The organism is Limimaricola variabilis, assembly GCF_034371605.1.
Classification (GTDB): Bacteria; Pseudomonadota; Alphaproteobacteria; order Rhodobacterales; family Rhodobacteraceae; genus Limimaricola; species Limimaricola variabilis.
The window spans coordinates 1,545,354-1,566,578 of the sequence record NZ_CP139691.1; the positions used below are offsets into that span (position 1 = coordinate 1,545,354).

A 21,225-nucleotide genomic window follows, 5' to 3' on the forward strand; every position below is an offset into this window, starting at 1 on the left:
CTTGTTGCGGCCTAGCTAGAGCAGAGCGCGAGGTCATTCAAGCGTCGGCGACCCCTCGCCGGACCCGGCCTGCGCCGGCGGATCGAGATCGTCATAGAGGCCGCGCGCCTCGGGCGCCGGGCCCCGCCGATCCCCCAACGCCACGATCCGGACCACGCGAATCGCATTACCCTGCGGAAAGGTCAGCACGTCCCCGGCCCCCACCCCGCGCGAGGCGCGCGCGGCGGGCTGGCCGTTGACCCGGACCCGGCCCTTGGTGACCAGCGCAGCGGCGAGGCCGCGGGTCTTGAAGAACCGGGCCTGCCAGAGCCACTTGTCGAGGCGCAGCGTCTCGCGCGGCGCCTCGGCAGGGTTCGTCCCGCCCCGGCTCAATCGCGCTTGAAGCCCGCGAGCGCGGCGGCGAAGGGATTGTCGGGGTCGATCTTCTTCTCGCGCGGCGGCTGCGAGGAGAAGTTGCGCGGCCGATCGTCCCGCTCGGGCTTGGGACCACGGCGCTTGTCGCCCCGGCCCTCGCCCTTGCCACCCGGCTTGCCCTTGGCACCGCGCGGCGCGTCGCCGCGGGCATTATCGGGCTTGCCGCCCTGACGCCGGCCCTTCGCACCCTCACCGCCCCGGCGCTGACCGCGCCCGGCCCAGGTGAAGGTATAGAAGGTCTCAATCTCGGCGCCGGCATCCTCATGCGCGGCCTGCGGCGCGGTCTCGCCCACGGCGATGGTGCCCGGCGGGATCTCGGTCGGATTGCCGGCCGGAATGCCGACCGGCGGATCGCTGTCGGGCATCTCGTCGGGCTGCGGCGCGGGGCCGCGATCAGGCGACTCGCCCGGAAGCTCCGATGGCGGCAGGTCCGGCTCGGTGCCCGGCACGTCGGTGGGGCTGGCGGGCGCGTTGTCGGGACGCTCCGGTGCATCCGGGGTCTCGTTCGGCAGGTCCGGCTGCTCGGGCGCGTCGGGCGGGGTGATGCCCGGCGCGTCGGGCTGATCGGGGGCCTCCTGCGGCGTGTTGCCCGGGACGTCCGGCCCTTCGGGGGCCGGCGGCGTGGTGTCGGGGGTCTCGCCGGGTACTTCCTGCGGACCGTTGGCCTTCACAGGCTTGGCCTTGGGCCGCTCGCCCTTCTCCGCCTTGTAGCCCAGACCGGTCATCAGCTCGGCAAACTGCTCGAGCGTCAGGCCGGTGATCGACAGCATGTCGGGCACCGCCTCGAAGCCGCGCTTGCTGTCGCGATCGCGCAGCATGTCGGCCAGCCGCTCGAGCATGTCGATGCGGATCGCCCGCTCGCCGGCGGCCCGGTAGCCTGCCATGGCATAGTAGCCCGGCGCGGCACCGCGCGTCGCGGGCACGGTCACGAGGCCCGGCGGCGGCGTCTCGGGGAATTCCTGCAGACCCTTGGACAGCGCCCAGAGCACGAGACGGATGCGGGTCGGCGCGGGCTTCAGCAGCGCCGGCATGAAGACCGTGAACTGGCCAAAGCGGATGCCGTGCTTGCGCAAAGCGCCGCGCGCTTCCTGGTCCAGACCGCGCACCTCGTCGGCGATCTCGCCGCGCGGGATGATGCCGAAATTTTCGACCATGCGATAGGCGAAGCCCTTGGCCTGGCCGGTCAGTGTCTCGTCATTGCCCAGCGCCAGCAGCGGCTCCTGGGTGGCGGCGATCTTGCGGTCGATGAAATGCTGCAGCCGCCGCTTCACCTTCTCGGCGATCTCGGGACCGGCTTCGTCATCGACATAGGCCACGACCTGCGGCTTGAACGGGTCGGCGCCGGAGACCAGCTTGCCCACCGCCGAGGAGCCCCACATCAGGCCGCCCTGCTCGGTTACGTCGATTTCGGTATCGGGCGCGTTGTAGAACCGGTCGGCGCGCAGATGGAACTGGGGCGCGAGCGCCTTGTCCGCCGCCTGGCGCAGCGTCCTCGCCTCGTCGGGGCTGCCCGACTTGTCGGCGCGGAACCGGAACCCTTCCAGCCGCCCGACGAATTCACCCTCGACCGTCACGTCGCCGCTGTCTTTCACTTCGGCCACCATGACCTCCTTCTGCTTGAGCCGCCGGGCCAGAACACTGGTCCGCCGGTCCACGAATCTTTGAGTCAGCGCGCCATGCAGCGCATCCGACAGGCGATCTTCTACAGCGCGCGTCACCCCGCGCCAATGGCTTTCGTCCCCAACCCAGCCGCTGCGCTGGGCCACGTAGGTCCAGGTGCGGATATAGGCCAACCGCTTGGACAATGCATCGATGTCTCCCTCGGGCCGGTCGATCCGCTCGATGCGCTTGGCGAACCAGTCATCGGGGATGCGGCCCCGGTCCTGCAGATGGGCGAAAATCTGCCCGACCATCTCGGCATGCTCGCCCCGGCCGATGCCGCGGAAATCCGGCAGGCGGCAAACCTCCCATAGCAGCCGCACCGCCGTGCCGTCGCGGGTCCGGGCTTGGATCAGCGGGTCGGCGGCGAGGGATTTCAGCGCGGCGAGGTCGTCGCTCTCGCGCACCCGACCGAGCCAAGGGTTGTTGGTGCGGCTCTCCAGCGTCTGGATCAACCGCTTGAGCGAGCCGAACTGCAGGTCCGAGTTGCGCCAGAACAGCCGCGTGACGGGCCGGAATTGGTGGTTTTCGATGGCCTCGACCACATCGTCATCCAATGGCGGCGCCTCGCCGGTGACGCCGAAGCTGCCATTAGTGCGGTGCCGCCCGGCACGTCCGGCGATCTGCGCCAGCTCGTCGGGGGCGAGGTGGCGCATCTTGTGGCCGTCGAACTTGATCAGCGACGAGAAGGCGACATGGCCGATATCGAGGTTGAGCCCCATGCCGATCGCATCGGTGGCGACGAGGTAGTCGACATCGCCGTTCTGGTACATCTCGACCTGCGCGTTGCGGGTGCGCGGCGACAGCGCCCCCATCACCACCGCCGCCCCGCCCTTCTGGCGGCGGATCAGTTCGGCGATGGCGTAGACGCTGTCGACCGAGAAGCCGACGATGGCCGACCGCTCGGGCATGCGGCTGAGCTTCTTGGAGCCCGAATAGCTCAGCGTCGAAAGCCGGTCGCGCCGCATCATGTCGGCCTCGGGCACCAGCGCCCGGATCGCCGGCGCCATGGTCTCGGATCCGAGGAACAGCGTCTCGTGCCGGCCGCGTGCGCGCAGCAGCCGGTCGGTGAAGACATGGCCGCGCTCCGGATCGGCACAGAGCTGGATCTCGTCCACCGCGAGGAAATCGGCATCCAGTTCGGGCATCGCCTCGACGGTGCAGACCCAGTAGGCGGCACGCGGCGGCACGATCCGTTCCTCGCCGGTGACCAGCGCCACCACCGAGGGGCCGCGCGCCTTGACGATGCGGTCATAGACCTCGCGCGCGAGCAGCCTGAGCGGCAGGCCGATCACGCCCGTCCGGTAGGCCAGCATTCGCTCGATCGCGTAATGCGTCTTGCCGGTGTTTGTAGGGCCGAGCACGGCCGCGATGCGGGAGGGGGTCATGGAAGGTCCTGTGGTCGCGCCGAGGCGGCGGAAAGATCAGAGCGTGCGGCCGCCGAGCATGATGTCGAGGCGATGCGCGGCCTCGCCGGCCTGCGCATCCTGCGGCTTGAGCGCGAGCACCCGGCCCCAGACCTCGCGCGCGGCTTCGGGGCGGCCCATCTCCTCGAGCAGCGCGGCGAAGCCTTCGAGCGCGCCGAAATGGCGCGGCTCGATCGCCAGCGCCGCGCGCAAATCGTCGATCGCCGGGCCGGTCAGCCCGTCGAGGTAATAGGCGTTGGCACGCAGCACATGCGCCTCAGCAAGGCCGGGCGCATGATCGATCGCGGCGGTCAGATGCTCGACCGCGGCCTCGACATCGCCCATGCCCAGCGCCTCGCGACCGCGAGTCAGCAGCAGGTCGATCGCCGGCGAGCCACTGCGCGACCAGGCCTCGCGGATCTCCGCCGAAAGACCGTCGGTCTGCGCCGGCCCCGCCGCCTGCAGCTCCTCGAACAGGCGCGTTACCCGCTCGTCGTCCTGCGCGATGGCCGGGGTGGCCGCGAGCCCGAGCAGCAATGCCGCGAGGACAGGTTTGATGGAAGGAAATCTTGCGCCCATAGTCCCCAGTGTAGGTGCGCGGCATGGCCGAGACCAGAGGCGCCCCATCACAAGGACCAGATCGGTGGCCATCCCGGCTTCCGCGAACGCGAAGGACGACATGATGAGTGAACTGGTGAGCCACGCGGTGACCGCGCTCAACACCAAGATGAACGGGCAAGGCCTCGAGGGCGGCCCGGCCAAGTTCGTGATCGCGGATGAGGGCGCGGTGATGATCGACGAGACCGGCGCGCGCGCCGGCGACGAGCCGGCCGAGGTCACGCTCAGCGCCGACGCCGACACGTTCCAGGCGATCCTCGAGGGCGATCTCGATCCGACCGCCGCCTTTATGCAGGGCAAGCTGTCGGTCGATGGCGACATGGGGCTCGCCATGAAGCTGGCGGCGGTTCTTGGCTGACGGCACCGGGGCACCGGCCGCGCCGTTCTTCGCGGAGGTGGCGGACGGCCCGGCATGCGCGCATTGGATCAGCGCGCGTGACGGCGTCAGGCTCAGGGCCGTGCATTGGCCCGGCCCGGCGCCACGCGGCACGGTGCTGATCCTCACCGGTCGCACCGAATACGCCGAGAAGTACGGCCGCGTCGCGACCGAGCTGGCGGCGCGCGGCTTCGGCTGCGCGACGCTCGACTGGCGCGGCCAGGGGCTGTCGGCGCGCGGGCATCGCGATGCTGCCCGCGGCCATGTCGACAGCTTCGCCGAATACCAGACCGATCTCGACGCGCTGCGCGAGCACGTCCTAGCGTCGGACCTTCCGGGGCCCTACTTCATGCTGGCGCATTCGATGGGCGGCTGCATCGGGCTGCGGGCGTTGATGCGCGGCGTGCCGTTCGCGCGGGTCTGCTTCACAGCACCGATGTGGGGGGTCCTGATGCGCCCGACGCTGCGGTTCGCGGCCTGGGGGCTGAGCAGCGCCTCGCGCTTGGTCGGGCTGAGCCACCTGCCCTCGCCCGGCCGCTCGGCAACGCTCGAGGACGCGGCCGAAGCGGCCGAGGCCAACATGCTGACCCGCGATCAGGAGAGCTTCGACTGGGTTCGCGCGCAGGTCACCGCGCATCCCGAGCTGGGCCTCGCCGCGCCGTCGCTGCACTGGCTCAACGAGGCGCTGCGCGAGACCCGGGCGCTGGCCCGCCTGCCCTCGCCCGACACGCCCTGCCTGACGCTTCTGGGGGACGAGGAATGGGTCGTGGATTCGGCCCGGATCCATGACCGGATGGCGCGTTGGCCGGATGCCGATTTCGAGGTGATCAAGGGCGGCCGGCACGAGTTGCTGATCGAGGATGCGGCCACGCGCGGCGCACGCGTCGACCGGATCGCCGCGCATTTCGCGGGCTGATCACTCCGCCGCGCCGAGATGACCGATCCGGGGCGGCGTCTCGCCCGGGGCTGGCAGCCGCGCCCGAGCCGGATGCCCCCCCGCCACGGTCTCGTGCAGCCGCTCCGACGGGTCGCGGCCGACGATGCGCCGGCTGCGTGACAGGAACAGCTTGTTCCAGCCGCGCCATGTGCTGACCGAAGGGGCCTCGGGGTCGCAGTCGAACTTGGCGCGCCAGCCATCGGGCAGCGCGAGCCCGCGCCCTTCCAGCCGCTCCAGCATCCAGACCAGAGGAATATTGGCCAGCGGGCGGCTCTCCAACGCGCCGCCGAGCTGGCCGCCGATATCGCCATGGGTACCCCGAAACCAGACCTGCTCCACCCGTCCCTGAAACCCCTCGGGCGTCACCCATAGCACCGGTGCATAAGCGTTGCGGGTCTCGTCCAGTGCCAGCGCATGATAGCCGTGCCGCACATGCGCGCCGAGCCGATGGTCGTGGAACATGTGGTTCGGCGCCGACCAGCGCCGGGCGACCGGCAGCCGCAAGCCGAGCGAGGCCACCGTGTCCCAGACGGCGACCGCCTCGATCTCCACATGGTCGTGGCAATGCAGTCTTGAGAAGGCCTGCGCCGCCGGGCTCGGCCCGGCCCCGCGATGACGGTAGTGGCGATAGGCGTCGCGCACGTTGCGCTCGGTCGCCTCGTCGGCGCGCAGCAGGCCGACCCGGCTGATCACCCCCGCCAGCGAGCGCACCGCGTAGGCGCCGCGCGAATAGCCGACGAGGATGATCGTGTCGCCGGGCCGAAACCGCGAGGCGAGCACCCCATAGGCGCGCTGAATGAGCCGGTTGATGCCGCGCCCCATGAGCACGTCGAGCGTCTCGCGCCACGAGGTCCACTGGATCCCGGCTTCGTAATGTACGGTCAGGTTGGCGTGCCGACCGCTTTCGCGCAGCAGCTTGTAGGTCAGCCCGGCATTGGTCTCGAAGCCGCGCTTCAGGGTCGACATCGTGCCGTCGAGGATGATGACATGGGTGGCCGGACCACGGGCCCGGGGCTGGCCTTCCGCCTGACGCGGTCGCCGCCCGACGAGACCCAGCAGCCAGTCACGGACGCTCATCGGGGCCCCTGTTTCCTGCCTGCGCTGTGACCGCCCGCCGCATCCCGCTCCTTCCGCAGTTAACCTTTACCCTAGAGGCCGGGACGGGTCTGTCCAGAGCCGAGCCAACTCGGCCCGTTCATATGTGCCATATCCGTTGAAACAGGTCGTTACCCCGACAAGATAGGCACCCATCGAGCGGAAGAGCAGCCAGTCGCCCTCGCTGGCGCAGCCCGGCAGTGCGGTCTCTCCGGGCAGCCGATCGAGGCTGTCGCAGGTGGGCCCCCACAGCGCGAAAGGGCGCGGTTGCGCCAGCGCCCTGCCGTTGCCCGGCAGCAATTCGACGCGGGACACGCCGATCGAGGGGCATTCCGACAAGCCGCCATAGATTCCGTCGGCGAGGTAGAGCGCGTCGCCGCGCCGGGCCTTGATCGGGACCGCATAGGCCATCGCGTCCGCGACCAGTCCGCGCCCCGGCTCGCAGACCAGCGGCGGCGGCGTGTCGAAGGCGGCGCGGGCATCGGCGATGGCCGCGAAGATCGGCTCCAGCGGTGGATCGATGCCATCGCGGCCCGAGGGGAACCCGCCACCGACATTGAGCCGGGCGAGCGTCACGCCCGCCTCGCGCGCCAGTTCGGCGCAGGCGGTGATATAGCGTGTCCAGGCGCGCGGGTCGGCGCATTGCGTGCCGACATGGAAGGTCATCGACACCAGATAGCCCTGCTCCGCCGCGCGCCGCAGCAGCGCCAGAGCCAGTTCGGGCGAGGCGCCGAACTTGGCCCCGAAATCATAGGCGGCGCCCGGCACCGGAAGCTTGAGCCGCACCGCGATCTCGGCGCCGCGCCCCACCCCCTCGGCGGCCAGCTTGTCGAGTTCGCCCATCTCGTCGACCGACCATGACACCACCCCGGCCTCGATCCCGACGCGGATCTCCGCGCGCGAGCGCACCGGGTTGTGGTAATGCAGCCGCGCCTCGGGGCAGACGCCGCGCACCAGCGCCATCTCGGCCGGCGAGGCGACGTCGAAGCCGCGCATCCCACCCGCTACGAGTCGCGCGATCACGCAGGGGTCGGGATTGGCCTTCACCGCGTAGGTGACCTCGCCCGCGAAGCCCGCCCGGAACTGCGCATGCCGCGCGTCGAGCGCCGCCGGGCAATGGAACAATACCGGTGCCTCGCCGGCATGACGGGCAAGCCAGGTCGCAGGCGTGTCGGCGGCATCGGCCACTATCGGGGTTTGCAGCATTCGGGGCCCTCCTGCTGCGATGTTGCGGCCATGCGTCGCCGGATCGAAGCGGCATTCCGCGCGAAATGCCTCGACGGATCGGCGAATCGCCGACAGGATCGCCGATATGACCGATGCCACCGATGCCCGCCTGCTCGCCCTGCTGACCGAAAACGCCCGTGCGCCGGTGGCGCAGCTGGCGCAGCAGCTTGGCCTCGCGCGCTCCACGGTGCAGGCCCGGCTCGACCGGCTGGAACGCGCGGGCCTGATCGCCGGCTACACCGTCCGGCTGGCGGAACGGGCGCGCGGCGGGATCTGCGCCACGGTGCTTGTGCAGATGGTGCCGGTGCGGCAGGCCGCCGTGCTGGCCGGGCTCAAGCGTCTGCCCGAGGTCGAGACCGTGCATACCACTTCCGGGCGCTTCGACCTCGCCTGCCGGCTGCGCGCGGCGACGACGGAGGCGCTCGACGCGGCGCTCGACCGGATCGGCGCCCTGGACGGGGTGAAGGCAACCGAGGCGCTGATCCATCTTTCCACCCGGATCGACCGGGGCTGATCCCTTTTCCTCCCCTCCCCCGCGCGCTACAGACAAGGCCGATCTGCACGAGGAGCCCGGGACATGGCGATGGAAAAGACATTCGACGCGGCCGAGGCCGAGGCCCGGCTCTACGCGGCGTGGGAAAAGGCGGGCGCGTTCCGCGCCGGCGCCGGCGCGCGCCGCAGCGAGACCTTCTCGATGATGATCCCGCCGCCCAACGTCACCGGCTCGCTGCACATGGGACATGCCTTCAACAACACGCTGCAGGACATCCTCGCGCGCTGGCACCGGATGCGCGGCTTCGACACGCTCTGGCAGCCCGGGCAGGACCATGCGGGCATCGCTACGCAGATGGTCGTGGAGCGCGAGATGGCCAAGGCAGGCAATGAGAGCCGCCGCGAGATGGGCCGCGAGAAGTTCCTCGAGAAGGTCTGGGAGTGGAAGGCGCAGTCCGGCGGTACCATCATCGACCAGCTCAAGCGGCTCGGCGCATCCTGCGACTGGGAGCGCAACGCCTTCACCATGTCCGGCGCGCCCGGCGCGCCCGAGGGCGAGCAGGGCAATTTCCACGACGCCGTGATCAAGGTCTTCGTCGACATGTACGACAAGGGCCTGATCTATCGTGGCAAGCGGTTGGTGAACTGGGACCCGCATTTCGAGACAGCGATCTCGGATCTCGAGGTCGAGAACATCGAGCAACCCGGCAACATGTGGCACTTCAAGTACCCGCTCGCCGGCGGCGAAACCTACACCTATGTGGAGCGCGACGAGGACGGCAACGTCGTCTTCGAGGAAGAGCGCGACTACATCGCCATCGCCACCACGCGCCCCGAGACGATGCTCGGCGACGGCGCGGTGGCCGTTCACCCCGATGACGCGCGCTACGCCCCGATCGTCGGCAAGCTCTGCGAGATCCCGGTCGGGCCCAAGGAACACCGTCGCCTGATCCCGATCATCACCGACGAATATCCGGAGATGGATTTCGGCTCGGGCGCGGTGAAGATCACCGGCGCGCACGACTTCAACGACTACGAGGTCGCCAAGCGCGGCGGCATCCCGATGTACCGCCTGATGGACACCAAGGGCGCGATGCGCGCTGACGGCGCCCCCTATGCCGAGGCCGCCGCCCGGGCGCAGGAAGTGGCCCGCGGCGCCGAGATTTCCGTGATGGAGGCCGACGCCCTCAACCTGGTCCCGGACGAGTATCGCGGCCTCGACCGCTTCGAGGCGCGCGAGCGCGTGATCGCCGACATCACCGAACAGGGCCTCGCCGTGATGGTGCCCGAATGGGACCCGCGCCTCGGCCCCAAGGCCGCCAAGCGCGAGGCCGCCGAGGAAGGCGGTACCCCGCCCGAGACGCGACTGGTGCCGCTTGTCGAGCACAAGCCGATCATGCAGCCCTTCGGCGACCGCTCCAAGGTGGTGATCGAGCCGATGCTGACCGACCAGTGGTTCGTCGATACATCCAAGATCGTCGGCCCCGCGCTCGACGCGGTGCGGTCGGGCGAGACCAGGATCCTGCCCGAGCGCGACGCCAAGGTCTATTTCCACTGGCTCGAGAACATCGAGCCCTGGTGCATCTCGCGCCAGCTCTGGTGGGGCCACCAGATCCCGGTCTGGTACGGGCCGACCCTGACCGACGGCCATGTCGATCTCGAGGCCGAGTGGACGCCGTTCTGCGCCGCCACCCGCGAGGAGGCGCTCGCCAAGATGGCCGCCTACTACGGCCATGACGAGATCCGCTTCGTCGAGGATCGCCAAGAGGCGATGGCGCTGTTCGAGGCGGCGGTGGGCAACACCACCGACGAGGGCGCGATCCGCTCGCCTCAGGCCCCGACCGCGATCCCGGTCTGGCGCGACCCCGACGTGCTCGACACCTGGTTCTCGTCGGGTCTCTGGCCGATCGGCACGCTGGGCTGGCCCGAGCAAACGCCGGAGTTGGAGAAGTACTTCCCGACCAGCACGCTGGTGACCGGCTTCGACATCATCTTCTTCTGGGTCGCCCGGATGATGATGATGCAATACGCCGTGGTCGGTCAGAAGCCCTTCGACACCGTCTATGTCCACGCCCTCGTCCGCGACGAGAAGGGCAAGAAGATGTCGAAGTCGCTGGGCAACGTCATGGACCCGCTCGACCTGATCGACGAGTTCGGCGCTGACGCGGTGCGCTTCACCCTCACCGCGATGGCGGCGATGGGGCGCGACCTGAAGCTCTCGACGCAGCGCATCCAAGGCTACCGCAACTTCACCACCAAGCTGTGGAACGCCTGCCGCTTCGCGGAGATGAACGGCGCGCTGGCGCCCGAGCGCCACGCTGCGCCGGCGGTGCCGCCCAAGGCGACCGCAACCGTCAACCGCTGGATTGTCGCCGAAACCGCGAAGATCCGCGAAGAAACCGACGCGGCGCTCGCGGCCTATCGCTTCAACGACGCCGCGAACGGGCTCTATGCCTTCGTCTGGGGCAAGGTCTGCGACTGGTATGTTGAGTTCTCCAAGCCGCTGCTGCAGGGTGATGACAACGCGGCCAAGGCCGAGACGCAGGCGGTGATGGCCTGGGTGCTGGACCAGTGCATGATCCTGCTGCACCCGATCATGCCCTTCATCACCGAAGAGCTATGGGGCAACACCGCCAAGCGCGACACCATGCTGGTCCATGCCGAATGGCCCGAATACGGCACCGCCGAGCTCGCGGACCCCGAGGCCGAGGCCGAAATGGGCATCGCCATCGCCATGGTCGAGGGCGTGCGCTCGGCCCGGGCGCAGATGAACGTGCCGGCCGGGCTGCAGGTGCCGGTGGTGCTGGTGAACGCCGACGAGGCCGTTCGCAAGGCATGGGACCGCAACGCCGCGATGATCTCGCGGCTTGCGCGAATCGACAGCCTGACCGAGGCGACCGAGGCCCCCAAGGGCGCGATCAGCGTTCCCCTGAGCGGCGCGACGCTGGCACTGCCACTGGCCGACATCATCGACGTCGCGGCCGAGAAGGCACGGCTCGAGAAGGTGGCGGGCAAGCTGGCCAAGGAGATCGGCGGGCTGAAGGGCCGGCTGAACAACCCGAAATTCGCCGCCAGCGCCCCGGAGGACGTGGTCGAGGAAACCCGCGACAACCTCGCCGCCCGTGAGGCCGAGGCGGCGCAGCTCGCCGCCGCGCTGGAGCGGTTGGCCGAAATCGCGTGAGTAAGAAGCGGCGGTCCGGTTGCCGGGCCGCCGCCCGTCAGAACGAGTCCATGAACAGGATGCGGAACAGCAGGGCGACGACGACGAAGCTGCCCGTCCCCAAAAGGATCAGCCAGACATAGTCGAAGGCTGAGCGTTCGTCGCTCCCCGGGGCATCGAGCCCGGCGCGAAAGGCTTTAAGCATTCGTCTCATAAAAAATAAAAATCGCCTTAAAGTTGTCACTGCACGCTAGGCGAGCCGAGCCCACCATGCAAGTGTTTGATGCTTGTGATGGTTATCGCCGCGCGGCATGCTTCCCGACATGACCGACCCACGCCTCACCCCGCTCGCCGCAGCCCTTCCCGACGTCGTTCCCTTCGTCGGGCCGGAAACGCAGGAACGCCGCCGCGGCCGTGCCTTCCGCGCCCGTCTCGGCGCCAACGAGAACGTCTTCGGCCTCAGCCCGCGCGTGCTCGAAGCGATCCGCGAAGCGGCGCCGGACGTCTGGATGTATGGCGACCCCGAGGCGCATGAGCTGCGGCAGGCGATCGCCGTGCATCATGGCGTCGACCCGAAACATGTCCGCGTCGGCGAGGGCATCGATGGCCTGCTCGGGCTGCTTGTGCGGTTGACCGTCGGCCCTGGCGACTGGGTCGTGACCTCCGAGGGCGGCTACCCAACCTTCGACTTCCACGTCGAAGGCTTCGGCGGCCGGATCGAACGGGTGCCCTATGCCGATGACCGGGTCGACGCGCGCGGCCTGATCGATCGGGCCGACTGGACCGGCGCGAAGCTGGTCTACATCGCCAACCCGGACAACCCGATGGGCGGAATGCACGGCGCGGAGGCGATCCGCCAGATGATCGAGACCCTGCCCGCCGACGCGTTGCTGGTACTCGACGAAGCTTATGCCGAGTTCGCGCCAGCGGAGGAGCTGCCCGAGATCGACCCCGCCGATTCCCGGGTGATCCGGCTGCGCACCTTTTCCAAGGCCTATGGCCTTGCGGGCGCGCGGGTGGGGTACGCGATCGGCCCCGCGCCGCTGATTGCGGCCTTCGACCGGGTGCGCAACCATTTCGGCTTGGGCCGCCTGTCGCAGGTTGCGGCGGTCGCGGCCTTGGGCGACGGCGATCACCTGACGCATGTGGTGACCCAGGTCGCCGCCGCGCGGGCCCGGATCGCCGCCATCGCGCATGATGCCGGTCTGGTGCCGCTGCCCTCCTCGACCAATTTCGTGGCGATCGATTGCGGCGGCGACGGCGCGTTGGCGCGCCGGGTGATGCAGGAACTGGCGGCCCGCGACGTCTTCGTACGGATGCCCGGCGTCGCACCGCTCGACCGCTGCATCCGCATCAGCGCTGGCAGCGAGGCCGATCTCGACGCCCTCGCGCAGGCGTTACCGGCCGCGCTGGAAGCGGCACGCGCCGCGAGCTAGGTCTCGCCGGGCAAAAGAAGGTCGCCATGCGCCCACCCGCCCCGGACTACACCTCTGCCTTTCTCGCCACCTTGGGCGTGCTGCTGTTCATGGGCTTGCTGACCGTGGCCGCGCTCTGGGGCTGGGTCGGCGTGCTGTTGGGCGCGCTGGGCTTCGACAAGCTCGCCCGCCCCATCGCCCGCCGCGCCCGCCACGTGCGGCGTTAGAGCCGGGCCGACACCTCCGCGACGCTGGTTTCGATCAGCTCGAGGCAATCGGGCGTCGAGAAACGGTGATCGGCCCCGTCGACCAGCGTCAGCCACATGTCCGGCCCTTCCGCATGTTCCAAAAGCCGCAGCGCGGTGGAGGCCGACACGTCCTCATCCGCCGTGCCCTGCAGGAAGCGCACCGGGAAGGGCAGCTTCAGCGGCGTGCGCAGCACCAGCTGCTTGCGCCCCTCCTCAATCAGGCGACGGGTGATCCGCAGCGGCTCGCCATAATCGGACGGGTAATCGAGGTGGCCATCGGCCGCGAGAGCGGCGCGCATCTCCTCCGTCATCTCCGCCCAGAACCCGTCCTCGGTGAAATCGGGGGCGGCGGCGATGGTCACGAGACCCGCCACCTTCGCGGGCATGGCGCGCGCCAGCAGCAGCGAGATCCAGCCCCCCATCGACGAGCCGACGAGGATCTGCGGCCCGTCGGTCAGCTCCAGCGCCGCCGCCGCGTCCTCGGCCCAGTCGCCGATCGCGCCCTCCTCGAAGCGGCCGCCGCTGCTGCCATGGCCGGAATAATCGAAACGCAGGAAGGCGCGACCTTCCCGCTTCGCCCAGTTCTCGAGATGCAGCGCCTTGGTCCCCTCCTTGTCGGAGCGAAAGCCCCCCAGGAATACCACGCCCGGCCCCGTCCCTGGGGTGAGATCATAGGCGATGCGGCGGCCCTGCGGGCTGGTGAAATCGGGCATGATCCTCTCCGTTCTTGGTCGGCGCGCAGCATCGAAGCGCTGGGCCACGATGGCAAGCCCCGCGCTTGACAGCCCGGCCCCACCCGATCATCAAGCCCCGACACACATAACCCGCAACCGGGCGTTCCGTGGGCGCCAAACCGACGAGGAGGCCGCAGATGGCCCAGATCTCCCTCACCTTCCCCGATGGCAACAGCCGCGAGTATCCCGCCGGCGTGACCCCCGCCGAAGTGGCGCAGTCGATCTCGCCCAGCCTTGCCAAGAAGGCCATTTCCGCCGACGTGAACGGCAATCACTGGGACCTGAGCTGGCCGATCCAGCATGACAGCAAGATCGCGATCCATTCCACCAAGGACGCCGAGCCGTCGCTGGAGCTGATCCGCCACGCCTTTGCCCATGTCATGGCGCGCGCCGTGCAGGAGATCTGGCCTGACGTGAAGGTCACCATCGGCCCGGTGACCGAGCATGGCTGGTTCTACGATTTCGACCGCTCCGAGCCCTTCACCCCCGAAGATCTCGGCGCGATCGAGAAGAAGATGAAGGAAATCATCGCCAAGTCCGAGCCGATCCGCAACGAGGTGTGGGACCGGGCGCAGGCGCGCGCCTACTACCAGGAGCGCGGCGAGACCTTCAAGATCGAGCTGCTCGACCGCATCCCCGAGGACGCGCCGATCCGCATGTACTGGCACGGCGACTGGCAGGATCTCTGCCGCGGCCCGCATCTGCAGCATCTGGGCCAGCTCCCGGCCGACGCCTTCAAGCTGATGGGCGTCTCCGGCGCCTACTGGTTCGGCGACGTGAGCCGCCCGCAGCTGCAGCGGATCTCGGGCGTGGGCTTCCGCAACCGCGATGAGCTCAAGGCGCATCTGACCATGCTGGAGGAGGCCGCCAAGCGCGATCACCGCAAGCTGGGCCGCGAGATGGACCTGTATCACCTGCAGGAGGAAGCGCCGGGCATGGTGTTCTGGCACCCGAACGGCTGGACCGTCTACCGCGCGCTCGAAGACTACATGCGCCGCCGCCAGAACGCCGCCGGCTACCGCGAGATCCGCACCCCGCAGGTCGTCGACCGCGTGCTGTGGGAGCGTTCGGGCCACTGGGAGGCCTATCGCGAGAACATGTTCATCGTCGAGGTAGACGAGGAAGGTGCCAAGGAAAAACGCACCAACGCGCTCAAGCCGATGAACTGCCCCTGCCACGTGCAGGTGTATAACCAAGGCCTCAAATCCTACCGCGACCTGCCGCTGCGGCTCGCGGAGTTCGGCTCCTGCCACCGCTACGAATCCTCGGGCTCCATGCACGGTCTGATGCGGGTGCGCGGCTTCGTGCAGGACGACGCGCATATCTTCTGCACCGAGGACCAGCTCGAGCAGGAATGCGCGGACTTCATCGCGCTGCTCGCCTCGGTCTACCACGATCTCGGCTTCGAGAAGTTCGACATCAAGCTCTCGACCCGGCCCGAGACCCGCGTCGGCTCGGACGAGATCTGGGACAAGGCCGAGACCGCGCTGGAGAAGGCGATCCAGAAGGCTGGGGCCGATTACACCATCGATCCGGGCGAAGGCGCCTTCTACGGCCCCAAGCTCGACTTCAAACTGACGGATGCGATCGGGCGCGAGTGGCAGTGCGGCACCTTCCAGGCCGACTTCAACCTGCCCGACCGTCTGGATGCGGAGTTCGTCAACGAGAAGGGCGACAAGGCCCGCCCCGTCATGCTGCACCGCGCGATCCTCGGCTCTTTCGAGCGGTTCTTGGGCATCCTGATCGAGAACCATGCCGGCCGCCTGCCGCTGTGGCTCGCGCCGCGTCAGGTCGTGGTGGCCTCGATCGTCTCGGATGCCGATGATTACGTGCACGAGGTGGTCGCCGCGCTGAAGAAGGCGGGCATCCGCGCCGAGGCCGACACCCGCAACGAGAAGATCAACTACAAGGTGCGCGAGCACTCGGTCGGCAAGGTGCCGGTGATCCTCGCCATCGGCGGCCGCGAGGTCGAGGAGCGCACCGTCAGCCTGCGCCGCCTCGGCGAGAACCGCTCCGAGGTGCTCAGCTTGGACGAGGTGCTGGCCCGTCTCAAGGACGAGGCGACGCCCCCGGACCTGCGCCGCGACGCCTGAGGCTAGAGCCCTTGGCGGTAGATGCCGTCCTCTTCGATCACCGGGCGCTTCATGAGCGCCGGGTGATCCTCCAGAAGCCCGGCCATTGGCCGGGCTTTTTCGTCATCCGAGAGCCCGCGCCACGTGGTCGAGGCCCGGTTGATCGCGCGGTCGCCGAAGGCCGCGAGGATCGCCGCGCGCTCCTCCGCGGCCAGCGGTTCGGCCCGGATATCGACCAGAACGGGGTCGTGCCCCTGCTCTTTCAGCGCCTCCATCGCAGCGCGCGTACGATCGCAGTTCTTCAGCCCCAGAACCCGCATCTTTGCCTCCAGTTGTGATTTGCCTTTCAGTGGCGCGCCCTAATGTCCTTGGCAACCGCAAGGCGTGCGGTGTGTGATCAAGATACGGGAGAGCGTGCCATGCCGAAGGGCACCGTGAAATGGTTCAACACCACCAAGGGATACGGCTTCATCGCGCCGGAGGATGGCGGCAAGGACATCTTCGTCCACATCTCGGCGGTCGAGCGCTCGGGCCTCACCGGCCTCGCCGATGACGAGCCGGTGGAGTTCGAGCTGATCGAAGGCCGGGATGGACGCGAGATGGCGGGGAATTTGCGGAAGGTTTGATTGTCTGCCGCTAACAGATGCAAGGCATCGAACCTATCAGACAGCTATTGCCAATGCTGGCTGACGAAAGGTGCTTTGCGATAACCTTTGTAGCTCTTTTTCGCCACATCCTCAGGGTCCGGCTTTCCGTGAAAGACCACCACGGACACCTCTTTCGGAAGAACGGTTTCCATAGCTGGCAGGGGCGCAATGCGCGGCAATCCGCGCCTTATCTTCTCAGGAAGCGCTGTGCCCCAGAATGTAGACCCCAGATCGAATTTGTAAGAAACCACCTTATCACTCTGAAACCAGTCAATCTCTTTAACAAGATCCGAGATATAATCCTGATCCCCGGGATATCTTTCGACGATGCTTCCGTCGACTTTCAATCCATCATACAGATATCTATAGGGCCCGGAGGGAAAGCACAGGATCGAGCTGTTGCAGCGAACATTCTGCTTTCCAGAAAAAGGCCTACAGGCGGAAAACGACAGCTCCTCATCGAGTAGAAAATCGATGCTCCCTGTAATGACGACATCAAGGTCCAAGTATAGTATCCGCGCGCCCTCAGGGAACAAATCAGGATTGAACAAACAAATTTTGTTCCACCAGCCGGTCCAGTTTTCCGTAAGCGGCACGACGTGGACGTCATCGGGCAAATTCGTTCCATCATCGGTCAGGCAAAAAAATTCATGCGGAACGTTTAGGTTCCGCCTGACCATATTCCGCAACCTTGTTACATAGGACGAAGGGTACTTGTTGCCCCATTTGACGCAAGCAACGACAACCTTAGACACGGCGCATCCTCAATTTCAACGGCATTACTCCCTGAATGGCCTAGGCTCATCAGCGTGGAGCTCCGTGACCCTATTTTCGGACAATGTCCGAGAACTCCCGCCACTCGCGCGCACTCATCCCCGACGTCGCTTGGGTCACTTCCTCCCCAGCGAGCATTCGACGCAGGCACTCCACACCGGAAGCTGAAAGCGTCACCCCCCCGAGGCGATACTCCTCGAAGGCGCGGTAGGCGGCAGGCACCCAGTCCCTGACCATCTCGCAGATCGCGTCCGCATAGACCCGGATCTCGTATTGCGCGTGGCTGTCGGCGCGTAGCCGCAGGAAGTGGAACAGGTTGTGCAGGTCCACCTTCCAGTACCACTGCGTGTAGATGTTGGCGGGCAGGTTCATCCGCGCCAGCTCGCGCGCGAGGCCCTGTTGGCCGTCATCGGAAATCATCGCTTCGTAGTGGTCATAGGCACGGTGCGCGTCCTCGCGGAGCCAGTCGAGCACGCGCGCCGATTCCTCCTCGCCCAGCACGTCGCCCCGGCCCTGGTTGTTCTGCGCCGACTGCGCGGCGAGGTCTTCGGCGCGGGGGATGTAGAACTCCCGGTCGAGGATCGAGTAGCGGGCGGAGTATTCGTTGACGTTGGCGGTGCGGTGGCGGATCCACTGGCGCGCGACGAAGACCGGCAGCTTCACGTGCAGCTTCAGCTCGCACATCTCGAACGGCGTCGAGTGCCAGTGCCGCATCAGGTAGCGGATCAGCCCCTCGTCGTTCTGCACCGACTTGGTGCCGCGCCCGTAGCTCACCCGCGCCGCCTGGCAGATCGCCGCGTCGTCGCCCATGTAGTCGATCATCCGCACGAAGCCGTGGTCGAGCACCGGGTGGGCCTTGTAGAGATGCTTCTCGGCGCCTTCGGAGACGGCGCGCAGCGTCTGTCGGGGGGTGGCGCGAAGATCCTCGATCTCGGCTTCCTGCTCGGGCGTCAGCGGCATGGGTTGGTCTCCTTGATCCGGGTCTGGAGCCTGCATAGCCGCGTGGCCGGATTGGAACAATCGCCCGGTGCCGTTCCACCCCGCGTTGACACCCGCCACCCTGCCCGGGAATGGTCGCGTCATCCCCCGAGGCCGAGGCCCCCGATGTTCCGACCCCTTTCCGCCGCAGCCCTGCTCCTTCTGGCCGCCTGTGGCGACGGCCAGCCCTTCGTGTTCCCCGACGAGGAGGAGACGACGGAGGAGGACAGCGGGGAAGGTCCGGGCGACTCGATCCGGCGCAGCGAGGAGCGCGACGCGGATGGCGGCGGCTTTGTCACGTCCGTGCAATACGACGCCGCCAGCGACAGCTTCAGCGTCGACAACATCCCCTTCGACGGCGACCGCCCCTATGAGCGGCAGGCCCGCTTCGGCAGCCTGAACGGCTTTGCGCTCTATGACAGCGTCGGCAGCTTCGGCGACGATTCGGTGGTGCTCGACCCCGAGACCGGGGCCCGGATCCGGCAGTTCGACTACCGTGCCATCTATGGCGAAAGCCGCGACACCACCCGCATCGACGGTCAGCTGCAGCCGCGCTCGCGCTTTGCCATCATCCGCACCGGCGATTATCGCGGCTATGGCTTCGGCGGCTTCCTCTACGAGCGCAACGGCGGCGTCGAGATCCCCAAGGACGGCCAGGCGGTGTTCAGCGGCGACTATGCCGGGATCCGGGTCTTCGACGGCGGAACCGGTCTCGAATACAGCTCCGGCGACGTGGAGATCGCCGTGGATTTCGAGGATTTCACCGAGGATGACGGGCTGCGGGGGGTGGTCTACAACCGCCGGATCTTCAATTCCGGCGGCCGCGAGCTTGCTGTGCTCGGGCCGAACGATCCGCTCAACGACGAGGCGCTGGTCGCGCCGCCGCTGACATTCGACGTCGGCCCCGGCGTGGTGCAGAGCAATGGCGAGATCTCCGGCACGGCATCGAGCACGCGTGGCCTCGAGGATGGCGGGACCGAGGTCTTCGAGGAAGGCACGTTCATGGGGATCATCGGCGGCGAGGCGCAGGAGATCGTCGGCATCGTCGTGATCGACAGCACCGATCCGCGCTACGAGGGCAGGATCAAGGTGCGCGAGACCGGCGGCTTCATCGTCTACCGATGATCCGACGCCTGGCTTTCGGGCTTGCCCTTGCGCTTGGCCTGGCCATGGGCGCGGCGGCCGCGCCGGTCGAGATCGGCCCCGACGCGATGCGCCGCCTCGCGGCCGGCGCGCTGGCCGCCGAGAATGCACCGGCCGCGCTCGAGCTGAGCCGCGCTTTGCTGCTGCGCGATCCGAACGATCCGACCGCATTGATGCTGGCGGCCGAGGCCGCGACGCTGACCGGCGACTGGCCGGGGGTCGCCGATTATGCCGGGCGGGCGCATCGGCTGGTCGAGGGACCGGCCCGGTTCCGCGCGGCCCGGCTCGCCGCCCATGCGCGGATGCGCCAAGGCCGCTTCACCCAGGCGCAGTTCTGGCTGCGCCGCGCCAGCCCCGACGCGCCGGACGCGGCCGCCCTGGAGGGCCTTGCCCGCGACTACCGCGCCGTTGCGGCGCGCAACCCGCTGGCGTTCCGGCTGGGTTTCGGCGTCGCGCCTTCCTCCAACGTCAATGGCGGCAGCCGCGCCGAGGAGCTGCGCCTGCCCGGCCTGCCCTTCGTGTTCGAACTGACCGGCGACGCGAAGGCGCTCTCCGGCACCGTGTTCGACGCCCGCTTCGGCGTCCGTGGGTCGATCGCGAACTCCGCCTTGCCCGGCCCGGCCTGGATCGACCTTGCCGCCGAGGCGCGCCTGCCCCGGCTGAGCACCTCGGCACGGCGGCAGGCGCCGGATGCAAAGGGCGCGGATTACGCGCGGGCCACGCTGAGGGCGGCGGCCAACCAACGGATCGCCGCCGAGGCGCCGATCGACCTTTCGGCCGAGGTTGCGCGGCACTGGTATGGCGGCGAACCCCTGGTCGACACCTTGCGCCTCGGCGTCGCCCGGCCGCTCGCGCGGACGCAGAGGGCCAACGTGGAGGTCAGCCTCGCAGGGGAATACAGCTATCGCCACGACCTCGACGCGGGCTGGTGGGCGCCGGTGGGGCAGCTCGGCTTTTCGAAGGAGCTGGCCGGGGGCGACCGGCTTCGGATGTCGCTCGGGCTGCGGCACGTGCCGGGGGAGCGCCCGGATCTGTCGCATGATGCCGTGACGCTGAGCCTCGACCATGACCTGGCACGCCCGGTGGGACCGGCGCGGATCGGCCTGGGGGTCGAAGCGCAATGGCGCGACTACGCCGCCACGCGCTACGATCTGGGTGGCCGTCAGGATCGGGAGTTGCAGGCCGAGCTTCGCGTCGGCCTGCCCCGGACCGCGCGCTGGGGCTTCTACCCCGAGCTCGGGCTTACCGCCCGGCGCAGCTGGTCGAGCGTGCCGCTTTTCGAGGAGCAGGCACTGACGCTCGAGCTGGGCCTGCGCTCCTCCTTCTGATCCGGGCACTGGCCCCCGGCTCCCAGCCTGCTAGGTTCAGCCGCGCAATCAGACAGCGGAGAGCCGGAATGGCGTTGAAATACCTGCACACCATGGTCCGGGTGAAGGATCTCGAGAAGAGCATGGCCTTCTATGAGCTGCTCGGCCTGCGCGAAACCCGCCGCAAGGAGAGCGAAGGGGGGCGCTTCACGCTGGTCTTCATGGCCCCCCCGGGGCAGGAGGACTGCCCGGTCGAGCTGACCTGGAACTGGGATGGCGACGAGGGCCTGCCCTCGGACAGCCGGCATTTCGGCCACCTCGCCTACGAGGTCGACGACATCTACGCGATCTGCGCGCATCTGCAGGCCAACGGCGTCACCATCAACCGGCCGCCGCGCGATGGACACATGGCCTTCGTCCGCTCGCCCGACAATATCTCGATCGAGCTGCTGCAAGCGGGCGAGGCCCTGCCCGCCAGGGAGCCTTGGGCCAGCATGGAAAACACCGGCCACTGGTGAGGCCC

Annotated in this window: 21 protein-coding genes; 11 read left to right on the forward strand and 10 right to left on the reverse strand. The window is 68.3% G+C overall.

Annotated features, from left to right (window positions below):
- Positions 1 to 33: 33 nt before the first annotated feature.
- From T8T21_RS07590 to T8T21_RS07600, 3 genes are read right to left on the reverse strand one after another with little or no spacing between them, the layout of a single operon-like run.
- The gene (locus tag T8T21_RS07590) at positions 34 to 372 is read right to left on the reverse strand and encodes an RNA-binding S4 domain-containing protein (RefSeq protein WP_322337407.1); all 339 of its coding nucleotides are present in this window, start codon (positions 370 to 372) and stop codon (positions 34 to 36) included.
- Positions 369 to 3,461 (reverse strand): helicase-related protein, encoded by a 3,093-nt coding sequence (locus T8T21_RS07595; protein WP_322337408.1) that lies wholly within the window; start codon positions 3,459 to 3,461, stop codon positions 369 to 371. Before T8T21_RS07595 ends, T8T21_RS07590 begins: the two co-directional genes overlap by 4 nt.
- Positions 3,462 to 3,497: 36 nt before the next feature.
- Positions 3,498 to 4,016 (reverse strand): tetratricopeptide repeat protein, encoded by a 519-nt coding sequence (locus T8T21_RS07600; protein ID WP_322337409.1) that lies wholly within the window; start codon positions 4,014 to 4,016, stop codon positions 3,498 to 3,500.
- Between the two features lie 145 nt (positions 4,017 to 4,161).
- On the opposite strand from T8T21_RS07600, the gene T8T21_RS07605 reads away from it, so the two are divergent.
- Complete coding sequence (locus tag T8T21_RS07605) at positions 4,162 to 4,455, forward strand: SCP2 sterol-binding domain-containing protein (RefSeq protein ID WP_322337410.1); 294 nt, start codon at positions 4,162 to 4,164, stop codon at positions 4,453 to 4,455.
- The gene (locus T8T21_RS07610; protein ID WP_322337411.1) at positions 4,448 to 5,389 is read left to right on the forward strand and encodes an alpha/beta hydrolase; all 942 of its coding nucleotides are present in this window, start codon (positions 4,448 to 4,450) and stop codon (positions 5,387 to 5,389) included. Before T8T21_RS07605 ends, T8T21_RS07610 begins: the two co-directional genes overlap by 8 nt.
- Here T8T21_RS07610 and T8T21_RS07615 read toward each other — a convergent pair whose 3' ends face one another.
- The gene (locus T8T21_RS07615; protein WP_322337412.1) at positions 5,390 to 6,487 is read right to left on the reverse strand and encodes a DUF2235 domain-containing protein; all 1,098 of its coding nucleotides are present in this window, start codon (positions 6,485 to 6,487) and stop codon (positions 5,390 to 5,392) included.
- A gap of 66 nt (positions 6,488 to 6,553) precedes the next feature.
- Positions 6,554 to 7,711 carry an alanine racemase gene (locus T8T21_RS07620; protein WP_322337413.1) on the reverse strand — a complete coding sequence of 386 codons (1,158 nt, stop codon included), beginning with the start codon at positions 7,709 to 7,711 and terminating at the stop codon, positions 6,554 to 6,556.
- A gap of 106 nt (positions 7,712 to 7,817) precedes the next feature.
- Here T8T21_RS07620 and T8T21_RS07625 point away from each other — a divergent pair, with 106 nt between their 5' ends.
- Positions 7,818 to 8,246, forward strand: coding sequence for an Lrp/AsnC family transcriptional regulator (locus T8T21_RS07625; RefSeq protein WP_246391209.1), 429 nt, complete (start codon positions 7,818 to 7,820; stop codon positions 8,244 to 8,246).
- Positions 8,247 to 8,309: 63 nt separating this feature from the next.
- Complete coding sequence (locus tag T8T21_RS07630) at positions 8,310 to 11,405, forward strand: valine--tRNA ligase (RefSeq protein ID WP_322337414.1); 3,096 nt, start codon at positions 8,310 to 8,312, stop codon at positions 11,403 to 11,405.
- A gap of 37 nt (positions 11,406 to 11,442) precedes the next feature.
- Here the strand turns inward: T8T21_RS07630 and T8T21_RS07635 are convergent, their stop codons facing one another.
- Positions 11,443 to 11,598, reverse strand: coding sequence for a hypothetical protein (locus T8T21_RS07635; RefSeq protein ID WP_322337415.1), 156 nt, complete (start codon positions 11,596 to 11,598; stop codon positions 11,443 to 11,445).
- A 109-nt stretch (positions 11,599 to 11,707) separates the two neighbouring features.
- Here T8T21_RS07635 and T8T21_RS07640 point away from each other — a divergent pair, with 109 nt between their 5' ends.
- On the forward strand, positions 11,708 to 12,820 hold the full coding sequence (locus T8T21_RS07640; RefSeq protein WP_322337416.1) for a pyridoxal phosphate-dependent aminotransferase: 1,113 nt from the start codon (positions 11,708 to 11,710) through the stop codon (positions 12,818 to 12,820).
- 26 nt (positions 12,821 to 12,846) lie between these two features.
- On the forward strand, positions 12,847 to 13,026 hold the full coding sequence (locus T8T21_RS07645; protein ID WP_183471898.1) for a hypothetical protein: 180 nt from the start codon (positions 12,847 to 12,849) through the stop codon (positions 13,024 to 13,026).
- Here T8T21_RS07645 and T8T21_RS07650 read toward each other — a convergent pair.
- Positions 13,023 to 13,760, reverse strand: a complete 738-nt coding sequence (locus T8T21_RS07650; protein WP_322337417.1) for an alpha/beta hydrolase — start codon at positions 13,758 to 13,760, stop codon at positions 13,023 to 13,025. The two genes, T8T21_RS07645 and T8T21_RS07650, sit on opposite strands and share 4 nt — an antisense overlap.
- Before the next feature lie 158 nt (positions 13,761 to 13,918).
- On the opposite strand from T8T21_RS07650, the gene thrS reads away from it, so the two are divergent.
- Positions 13,919 to 15,874, forward strand: a complete 1,956-nt coding sequence (gene thrS / locus T8T21_RS07655; RefSeq protein ID WP_322337418.1) for a threonine--tRNA ligase — start codon at positions 13,919 to 13,921, stop codon at positions 15,872 to 15,874.
- A gap of 2 nt (positions 15,875 to 15,876) precedes the next feature.
- Here thrS and T8T21_RS07660 read toward each other — a convergent pair whose 3' ends face one another.
- Entirely contained in the window at positions 15,877 to 16,173 is a 297-nt protein-coding gene (locus tag T8T21_RS07660; RefSeq protein ID WP_322337419.1) for an arsenate reductase family protein, read from the reverse strand.
- Positions 16,174 to 16,272: 99 nt separating this feature from the next.
- On the opposite strand from T8T21_RS07660, the gene T8T21_RS07665 reads away from it, so the two are divergent.
- Positions 16,273 to 16,479 carry a cold-shock protein gene (locus tag T8T21_RS07665; RefSeq protein WP_021692131.1) on the forward strand — a complete coding sequence of 69 codons (207 nt, stop codon included), beginning with the start codon at positions 16,273 to 16,275 and terminating at the stop codon, positions 16,477 to 16,479.
- Positions 16,480 to 16,523: 44 nt separating this feature from the next.
- On the opposite strand, the gene T8T21_RS07670 is transcribed toward T8T21_RS07665, so the two are convergent.
- On the reverse strand, positions 16,524 to 17,255 hold the full coding sequence (locus tag T8T21_RS07670) for a glycosyltransferase family protein (protein ID WP_183471890.1): 732 nt from the start codon (positions 17,253 to 17,255) through the stop codon (positions 16,524 to 16,526).
- A 70-nt stretch (positions 17,256 to 17,325) separates the two neighbouring features.
- The gene (gene thyX, locus T8T21_RS07675; protein WP_322337420.1) at positions 17,326 to 18,234 is read right to left on the reverse strand and encodes an FAD-dependent thymidylate synthase; all 909 of its coding nucleotides are present in this window, start codon (positions 18,232 to 18,234) and stop codon (positions 17,326 to 17,328) included.
- A 144-nt stretch (positions 18,235 to 18,378) separates the two neighbouring features.
- Between thyX and T8T21_RS07680 the strand changes: the two genes are divergently transcribed.
- The 3 genes from T8T21_RS07680 to T8T21_RS07690 all read left to right on the forward strand — a co-directional run bounded on the left by T8T21_RS07680 (position 18,379) and on the right by T8T21_RS07690 (position 21,220).
- Positions 18,379 to 19,377 carry a hypothetical protein gene (locus T8T21_RS07680; RefSeq protein WP_322337421.1) on the forward strand — a complete coding sequence of 333 codons (999 nt, stop codon included), beginning with the start codon at positions 18,379 to 18,381 and terminating at the stop codon, positions 19,375 to 19,377.
- Entirely contained in the window at positions 19,374 to 20,723 is a 1,350-nt protein-coding gene (locus tag T8T21_RS07685; RefSeq protein WP_322337422.1) for a hypothetical protein, read from the forward strand. The genes T8T21_RS07680 and T8T21_RS07685 overlap by 4 nt, the downstream gene beginning before the upstream one ends.
- A gap of 68 nt (positions 20,724 to 20,791) precedes the next feature.
- Positions 20,792 to 21,220, forward strand: coding sequence for a VOC family protein (locus tag T8T21_RS07690; protein ID WP_322337423.1), 429 nt, complete (start codon positions 20,792 to 20,794; stop codon positions 21,218 to 21,220).
- Positions 21,221 to 21,225 lie beyond the last annotated feature (5 nt).